The 7058-nt window shown below is 63.1% G+C and carries 6 protein-coding genes; 4 read left to right on the forward strand and 2 right to left on the reverse strand.

The window, feature by feature from the left end:
* Positions 1–37 precede the first annotated feature (37 nt).
* Positions 38–1102, forward strand: a complete 1065-nt coding sequence (locus ACH2CW_RS13505; protein WP_395058975.1) for a serine/threonine protein kinase — start codon at positions 38–40, stop codon at positions 1100–1102.
* Between the two features lie 89 nt (positions 1103–1191).
* Here the strand turns inward: ACH2CW_RS13505 and ACH2CW_RS13510 are convergent, their stop codons facing one another.
* Positions 1192–2064 (reverse strand): fumarylacetoacetate hydrolase family protein, encoded by an 873-nt coding sequence (locus ACH2CW_RS13510; RefSeq protein ID WP_395058977.1) that lies wholly within the window; start codon positions 2062–2064, stop codon positions 1192–1194.
* Between the two features lie 171 nt (positions 2065–2235).
* On the opposite strand from ACH2CW_RS13510, the gene ACH2CW_RS13515 reads away from it, so the two are divergent.
* The 3 genes from ACH2CW_RS13515 (at position 2236) to ACH2CW_RS13525 (ending at position 4939) form a co-directional block, all read left to right on the forward strand.
* A complete protein-coding gene (locus ACH2CW_RS13515; RefSeq protein ID WP_395058979.1) occupies positions 2236–3204 on the forward strand; it encodes a tripartite tricarboxylate transporter substrate binding protein in 969 nt (322 codons plus the stop codon).
* Positions 3205–3356: 152 nt separating this feature from the next.
* Positions 3357–4217 (forward strand): tripartite tricarboxylate transporter substrate binding protein, encoded by an 861-nt coding sequence (locus ACH2CW_RS13520; protein WP_395058981.1) that lies wholly within the window; start codon positions 3357–3359, stop codon positions 4215–4217.
* Between the two features lie 14 nt (positions 4218–4231).
* Positions 4232–4939 (forward strand): molybdate ABC transporter substrate-binding protein, encoded by a 708-nt coding sequence (locus ACH2CW_RS13525; RefSeq protein WP_395058983.1) that lies wholly within the window; start codon positions 4232–4234, stop codon positions 4937–4939.
* A 10-nt stretch (positions 4940–4949) separates the two neighbouring features.
* Here ACH2CW_RS13525 and htpG read toward each other — a convergent pair whose 3' ends face one another.
* The gene (gene htpG, locus ACH2CW_RS13530; protein WP_395058985.1) at positions 4950–6830 is read right to left on the reverse strand and encodes a molecular chaperone HtpG; all 1881 of its coding nucleotides are present in this window, start codon (positions 6828–6830) and stop codon (positions 4950–4952) included.
* Positions 6831–7058 lie beyond the last annotated feature (228 nt).

The following is a 7058-nucleotide window of genomic DNA, read 5'->3' on the forward strand; positions in this document are numbered from 1 at the left end:
AAACGGGGCCTGGAGCGGGAACAACGACAATGGGGGCATGCGCAACGAGCCCCTGACTGACCTGCCTCCGACCGCCATGCCGCCCCAGGCGCTGCATGCCTACGAAAAGCTCACGCCCGACGTGGTGCTTGATGCATTGGCCAGCGTGGGCCTGCTGGGTGACGGCCGCCTGATGGCGCTGTCGAGTTACGAAAACCGGGTCTACCAGGTTCACCTCGAAACCCCGGCAGGCACGGGCGCAGCCGCCGGCGACATCGTGGTGGTCAAGTTCTACAGGCCGGGCCGCTGGAGCGATCTGCAGATTGTCGAAGAGCATGACTTTGCGGCCGAGCTGATGGCGGCTGAAATTCCGGTGGTCGGCGCGCTGGTCATCGCCGGCCGCACCTTGCACCATTTCAACGGTTTCAGCTTCAGCGTCTCGCCGCGCCGTGGCGGCCGCCGGCCCGAGCTGGAGGACTTCAGCGTGCTCGAATGGATAGGCCGTTTCCTCGCGCGCATCCACACCGTCGGCGGTGCCCAGCCTTTCGCGCAGAGGCCGGCGCTGGATTTGCAGACCTTCGGCCACGCCAGCCGGGACCTGCTGCTGGCTGGCAACTATTTGCCGCTGGACATGGAGTCGCGTTGGCTCAAGGCCTTCGAGGAAGCCATGAATGTGGCGCAGGCCGTGTTTGAAAGTGTCGGCGACATCCGCACGCTGCGCCTGCACGGTGACTGCCATCCGGGCAACATCCTGTGGACACCGGAAGGCCTGGAGGGCGCGGGGCCGCATTTTGTCGATCTTGACGACGCGCGCAGCGGACCGGCGGTGCAGGACCTGTGGATGCTGCTGTCCGGCGACCGGCCGCAATGTCTGAGGCAGCTCGGCGCACTGGTCGACGGGTATGAGGAGTTCCGCGAGTTCCCCAGAAACGAGCTGGCGCTGATCGAGCCGCTGCGCACCCTGCGCCTGGTGCACTACAGCGCCTGGCTGGCCCAGCGCTGGCACGACCCGATCTTCCCGATCAACTTTCCATGGTTCGGCTCCAGCGACTACTGGAAAGGCCAGGTCGACATGCTCGAAGAGCAGCTAGAGGCGATGCAGGACGCGCCGCTGTTGGCCTGATCCCGTGAATTTTCCGCCGGGCCGTCCCAAGGAAAATAGCCCCTGAGGGGGCAGAAAGTGAGGCGAAGCGAACGAACGTGGGGGCTCGGCTACCTGACCGGGTTTTCCAGCGTACCGATGCCGTCGATCTCGACCCGCACCACGTCACCGGACTTCAGGTACTTCGGCGGCTTGAAGCCAATGCCGACACCGACCGGCGTTCCGGTGGCGATGATGTCGCCGGGATACAGCGTGATGCCGGCCGACAGGGTTTCGATGAGTTTGGGAATATCGAAGATCAGGTCGGTCGTGGACGCGTTCTGGCGCTCTTCGCCGTTGACATAACAACGCACGCTGGTTTGGGTGCCGTCACATTCGTCCGCGCTGACCAGCCACGGGCCCATCGGGCAAAAAGTATCAAACGATTTGCCAAGCAGCCACTGCTTGTGGCGGCTCTGCCAGTCGCGCGCGGTCACGTCATTGATGATGGTGTAGCCCCAGACATGGGCCATCGCGTCTTTCGCGGCGATGCCTTTGCCGCCGCGGCCAATGATGACGGTCAGCTCGGCTTCGTAGTCAATGGCGCTGGACGCCGCCGGCATTTCGATGGCGGCGCCGGGACCGACCACCGATTCGGGCACCTTGGTGAAATAAATCGGGTCTGGCGGGATGTCTTCACCGGCCTTGGCGCTGCTGTCAAAACCGCTGCCTGCGAACTCACGCGCATGGGCGAAGTAGTTCTTGCCGACGCAGAAAATATTACGGCGTGGCTTGGGGATAGGCGCAATGATCTGCACATCGGCGAGGGGCACGGCCCTCAGCAGGGCCGGCAAGGTCTCGTCGCGCGACAACATCTCGATCACTGGCAAGGCACCCAGTTCACGCTGTGCCTCGGGAAGATCAAAGGGCTGAACCGACTGGAGATCGGCGGACACCAGACCCACACCGGGCTGGCCGTTGTGACGGAAGGCAACAATTTTCATGAAGGGCTTTCTTGTCTCGTGGCCCGGCGGTGCACGCTGGCCGTTAGGGTGGACTAGGGATTGCGATGATCCCCAAAATTCAAGCGGATGTTAGCATGCAAACATGAGCAAGACGAATGCGCAAGACGACGTTCTTGCCTTGCGCCAGACCCGCACTACAAGGAGACAAAAATGAAACGCAGATCCATGCTGCTTGCCAGTTTGTTGCTGTCCAGCGCCACCCTGGTCGCCGCACAAAATGCCTGGCCCACCCGCGCCATCACCATGATCGTGCCCTTCCCGCCGGGCGGCCTGGCCGATCTGGTCGCACGCCCGGTGGCTGAGGCCATGGCACGCGAACTGGGCCAACCGGTGGTGATTGAAAACAAGGCCGGTGCCGGCGGCGGCATCGGCATGGGCCTGACCGCCAAGGCCAAACCTGATGGCTACACGGTGGTGCTGGCGCTGTCCTCGCTGACCGTGATTCCCGAGGCCGATGCGGTGCTGGGGCGCGCGCCCATGTTTGCATTGAACGACCTGCGTCCGATTGCACGTTTCACCGCCGATCCGACCGTGCTGGCGGTGCGCGCCGACTCGCCCTGGAAGACTGTGAAGGATTTTGTTGAGGATGCAAAAAAGCGCCCCGGCGCGATCAACTACGGCTCTTCCGGCAACTACGGCACCATGCATGTGCCGATGGAAATCCTGTCGCAAAACGCGGGTATCAGGATGACGCATGTGCCTTTCACCGGCGCCGGTCCGGCCGTGGTGGCCTTGCTGGGCGGGCAGATTGATGCGGTGTCTTCCGGACCCGCCACCGTGCTGCAACATGTCAAGGCCGGCAAGATCCGGGTGCTGGGCCACTGGGGCACGGCGCAACTGGGCGCGCTGCCCGACGCACCGAGCCTGAAAGACGCCGGCTACAACGCCGAATACGCCCAGTGGTCAGGCCTGTTCATTCCGCGCGACACGCCCGAGCCGGTGGCCCAGCGCCTGCGCGCTGCTGCCAAGGCGGCCGCACAGGACGCCAAGGTCAAGGAGGTGATCCTCAACGCCGGCAGCCCGGTGCTGTACCAGGACTCACCTGATTTTGAGAAGTACGTGCAGGCCGATTCACGGCGCATGATAGAAGTCGTCAAACGCATCGGAAAAGTAGAATAAAAAATCGGGGCTTGCGGGCCCCGGTGCACTGGAGACAAGCATGAACTTCAAACACGTCATCGGGCTGGGCCTGGGGCTCGCCGCAGCGGCACTGAGCGCGCCGGCTTTTGCGCAGGCCTACCCGGCCAAGCCGGTCAGGATCATCGTGCCTTTTGCCGCAGGCGGCCCAGCAGCGCAATTACGCGCGCTTCATCGCGCAGCGCCTGCAAGACACCCTGGGCCAGTCCTTTGTGGTCGACAACCGGCCGGGGGGCGGCTCCATCATCGGTACCGACCTGGCCGCCAAATCGGCGCCCGACGGTTACACCCTCTTGATGATGTCAAACACGCACACCGTCAACGAGACGCTGATTCCCACCAAGCCCTTCCAGCTGATGCGCGACTTCGTGGCGGTGGCGCCGGTCAACTACTCAGACCTGGTGCTGGTGGCCCATCCGGGGCTGCCGGCCACCAACCTCCGGGACCTGCTGCAGCAGGCCAAATCCAAACCCGGCAAGTTCAACTACGCCTCGTCCGGCCCCGGCACGCCTTACCACATGGCCGGCGAGCTGTTCAAGAGCATGGCCGGCGTCTACCTGGTGCACATTCCCTATCGCGGCAGCTCGGGTGCGCGCACCGACGTGATCGGCGGTCAGGTCGATGTGATGTTTGACGCCGTCACCACCATGGCAGAGCAGATCAAGGCCGGCAAGGTCAAGGCGCTGGCCACCACCGGCCGTGTCCGCTCCGACGTGCTGCCCGACGTACCCACGATGAACGAAGCCGGCGTGCCGGGCTACGAAGCCACCATCTGGCTGGGCCTGATGGCACCGCGCGGCACGCCCAAAGCCGTGGTCGACAAGCTCAATGAGGCCGTCTCAAAAATTGCCAGCCAGCCCGAGGTCAAGCAGCTCTGGTCCAGGCAGGGCGCCACGCCCATGGTGATGACGCCCGAAGCCTTTGACACCTACGCACGCGACGATATCGCCAAGTGGTCACGCGTGATCAAGACCGCCGGCATCAAGGCCGACTGAAAGCATTACAACCCATGACTTCTCTCCATTTGCTCAGCGGCGGCGCCGCCAAAGGCCTGGTCACTGCGGTGCAAGACCGTTTTTCCCGGGAGACCGGGATGGTGATTGAAGGCCAGTTCGACGCCGTCGGCAAAATGAAGGACCAGTTGCTGGCCGGCGCGCCCTGCGACGTTGTCATCCTGACCAGCGCGCTGATCACACAACTGACCGAAAGCTGCGATGTGGCATCGGGCAGCGCGCGTCCGCTGGGCTTGGTCAAGACCGGCATCGCCGTGAAAGACGGCGCGCCCATCCCGCCGCTGGCAACCGTGGCGGAGCTCCGGCAGGCCTTGCTGGCCGCCGGCGCGATTTATTTTCCCGATCCGGAAAAAGCCACTGCCGGTATCCACTTCATGAAGGTCATGCACCTGCTCGGCGTCGATACCGAAATGGCCGGGCGGCTGCACCCGTACCCCAATGGCGCGGCGGCCATGCATGCGCTGGCGCAATCCAGCGAGCCGAGGGCCATCGGCTGCACCCAGGCCACCGAGATCATCTTTGCAGCGGGTGTGCAACTTGCCGCCAGCCTGCCCCGCGAGTTCGAGCTGGCGACGGTGTACACCGCCGCCGTCAGCAGCCGCGCAGAACACCCGCGCGCCGCCGCCGCGCTGATCGAGTTGCTCACCAGCGAAGAAGCCGCCGGGCTTCGCAGCGCCGGCGGCTTTGAGCCGCTTCCGGAGTAAAGCTCGGGCCTTACAGCAGCAGAGCGTTGACCCGCTTCACATAAGCCGCCGGGTCATCGGGCAAGCCGCCTTCGGCCAGCAGTGCCTGGTCGAACAGGATGTGGGCCAAGTCGTCGAAGTGTGCGCTGCCTTCAAGTTTTTGCACCAGCGGGTGCTGGGCATTGATTTCCAGAATCGGTTTGAGCTCGGGCGCGGCCTGACCGGCCTGCTTGAGCATGCGCGCGAGTTGGGTCGACATGTCGCCGTCCTGCACCACCAGGCAGGCCGGTGAATCGACCAGGCGCGTGGTGGCACGCACGTCTTTCGCCTTGTCTTTCAGCGCCTCCTTGAGCTTGTCGAGCATGGGCTTGAACTGGGTCTGCGCGTCCTCGGCGGCCTTTTTCTCGTCCTCGTCCTGCAGCTTGCCGAGATCGACCGCGCCCTTGGCCACCGACTGCAGCGGTGTGCCGTCGAACTCGTGCAGGTAGTTCAGAGCCCACTCGTCCACGCGGTCCGTCATGAGCAGCACCTCAATGCCTTTCTTGCGGAAAATTTCGAGCTGCGGGCTGTTTTTGCCGGCGGCCTGGGTGTCGGCCGTGATGTAGTAAATCGCGTCCTGGCCTTCCTTCATGCGTGCCTTGTAGTCGGCAAAACCGACGCTGGTGGTGTCGGTCGTCGAGCTGGCAAAACGCAGCAGCTTGGCAAGGCGCTCCCGGTTGGCGAAGTCTTCGCCCAGGCCTTCCTTGAGCACGGCGCCGAACTCGGCGTAAAAGCTGGCGAATTTTTCCGGCTCGTTGGCGGCCAGGTCCTCGATCATGGACAACACCCGCTTGGTGCAACCCTCACGAATCGCCTTGACGGCGCGGCTTTCCTGCAGCAACTCGCGCGAGACGTTGAGCGGCAGATCCGACGAATCGACCACCCCTTTGACAAAACGCAGGTAGGTCGGCAGCAGCGCCTGCGCATCGTCCATGATGAAGACGCGTTTGACATAAAGCTTGACGCCCGCAGCCTTGTCGCGGTTGAACAGGTCCATCGGCGCCTTGGCCGGGATGTAGAGCAGTTGCGTGTACTCGGTCGAGCCTTCGACGCGGTTGTGCGTGCTGGCCAGTGGGGCCTGGCTGTCGTAGCTGATCTGTTTGTAGAACTCGTCGTACTGCTCTTGTGTGATGTCTTTCTTGGCGCGTGTCCACAGGGCCGCCGCCTGGTTCACGGTTTCCCACTCGTCGGTGGTGACCATCCCGCCGGGCTGGTCGTTCTCACCCTCTTTCCATTCTTCCTTCTTCATCAGGATGGGCAGCGAGATGTGGTCGGAGTACTTGCTGATGATGCTTTTGAGCTTCCAGGTGTTCAGGTACTCGGCGGCATCGTCTTTCAGGTGCAGGATGACGCTGGTACCGCGCTCGGCACGCTCCATCGTCTCGACCTCGAAGTCGCCCGTGCCGGCGCTGCTCCAGCGCACGCCTTCCGCCGCTGCCAAGCCGGCGCGGCGACTTTCCACCGTGATCTTGTCGGCGACGATAAAACCCGAATAAAAGCCGACGCCGAACTGGCCGATCAGTTGTGCATCGTTTTTCTGGTCGCCCGAGAGCTTGGACATGAAGTCGCGCGTACCGCTTTTGGCAATCGTGCCCAGATGCTCGACAGCGTCCTGCTGCGACAGACCGATGCCGTTGTCGGTGATGGTGATGGTTTTTGCCGCCTTGTCAAAACTGACACGGACTTCCAGATTGGGGGCATTTTCGTAGAGTGCCGCATTGTTGAGGCCCTCAAAACGCAGCTTGTCGCAGGCGTCAGAAGCGTTGGAGACCAGTTCGCGCAGGAAAATGTCGGGGTTGGAGTACAGGGAGTGGGTGACCAGCTTCAACAGCTGGGCGACTTCCGCCTGAAAGGAAAGGGTTTGCTTGCTCATGGTGATTTTTCTTGAAATAAAGAAAGGGAAAAAAGGCCGCTTCAGGAACTGAGGGCGTGGGTGGATATTTCAAGCACCGATTATCGCGGGTCGCAAGTCTGACCCCCACCCCGCGCCGCCATGAAAAAAACCGCCCAGGCTGCCCTGGGCGGGTTTGGCGTTACGCTGCCGGGCAGCGCAGGCGCTTTGACGGCTTATGCGCGGCCAGCGGCGGAACCGAAGGCCTTG

Source organism: Polaromonas sp. (assembly GCF_043778355.1).
In the GTDB taxonomy this organism is placed as follows: Bacteria; Pseudomonadota; Gammaproteobacteria; order Burkholderiales; family Burkholderiaceae_C; genus Polaromonas.

Bases quoted from the DNA above. Each gene is read 5' to 3' on its own strand.
- ACH2CW_RS13525 (WP_395058983.1), top strand. From the start codon at position 4,232: ATGACTTCTCTCCATTTGCTCAGCGGCGGCGCCGCCAAAGGCCTGGTC.
- htpG (WP_395058985.1), bottom strand. From the start codon at position 6,830: ATGAGCAAGCAAACCCTTTCCTTTCAGGCGGAAGTCGCCCAGCTGTTG.
- ACH2CW_RS13515 (WP_395058979.1), top strand. From the start codon at position 2,236: ATGAAACGCAGATCCATGCTGCTTGCCAGTTTGTTGCTGTCCAGCGCC.
- ACH2CW_RS13510 (WP_395058977.1), bottom strand. From the start codon at position 2,064: ATGAAAATTGTTGCCTTCCGTCACAACGGCCAGCCCGGTGTGGGTCTG.
- ACH2CW_RS13505 (WP_395058975.1), top strand. From the start codon at position 38: ATGCGCAACGAGCCCCTGACTGACCTGCCTCCGACCGCCATGCCGCCC.